Genomic DNA, 965 nt, shown 5'->3' with positions numbered 1-965 from the left:
ATCGGAATATTCATTGTTACTCCTCTTTTCTCGTTAAACTTTAACGATCCCGTCGCTCCCGAAGAGTTGGCGGTTTCCATTGAAAAAGCCATGACGGACGAGCAGGCTCTCGCGCAGGTTTTTATGTTCGGCTGGGTGGGGGAAGAGCCTTCGCCCATCATCATGGATTGGATTCGCGGCAGGAATATCGGCGGGGTAAAAATTTTCGGCTGGAACACCGCCGACACGCTAAAGCTCGCGAAGACGGTGGGCGAACTTCAGAAAGCCAGTCTTCAAGGGCCGTTCGGCGTCCCGCTTATTATCGCCACCGATCAGGAGGGCGGCTGGATCCGCCATGTCAAGGGAAGCACGAGCGAAACTCCCGGCAATATGGCGATAGGGGCGGCGAGTTATCCCCGTGACGCGTATCTTTCCGGCTACTATATAGGAAAAGAACTCGCGCTTCTTGGCATTAACATGAACTTCGCGCCCACCGTCGATATTTTTTCCAACCGCGAATCGTCGCTGATAGGGCCCCGCGCTTTCGGGAGCGATCCCGTGAAAGCGGGGATACTTGGGGCGGCTTTTATGAGGGGCCAGCTTGCCGCGGGAGTTATTCCCACGGCGAAACACTATCCCGGCCACGGGGATACCGACCTTGATTCGCACGGCGTTCTTCCCAAGATTAACGTTACGTTCGAAGTTTTGGGGGAAAGGGAGCTTGTCCCGTACAGAATGTTAGCCGCCGAAGGCATACCCGCCGTGATGAGCGGGCACCTCGCGTTTCCCCTAACGCAGGCGAAGGACACGCCCGCGTCCCTTTCCCCGTGGCTGTTAAACGATCTGTTACGCGATAAAATCGGCTTTAAGGGAGTTGTAATAACCGACGACCTGATGATGACGGGTGCGACATCGTATCTCGGCTCGCTTTCGCGCACCGCGAAACAGGCTTTAATCGCCGGCAACGACATTATTATGTTTTCCAA

Annotated in this window: 1 protein-coding gene; it reads left to right on the top strand. The window is 55.2% G+C overall.

Features of this window, described 5'->3' with window-relative positions; all coding sequences use genetic code 11:
* The coding region (locus ACYVTD_RS13660) for a glycoside hydrolase family 3 protein (protein ID WP_461248280.1) at nt 1-965 on the top strand (965 nt) is incomplete at its 3' end.

This window comes from Treponema sp. R6D11 (assembly GCF_054786075.1).
This window is presented reverse-complemented; position numbering and strand designations above follow the sequence as displayed.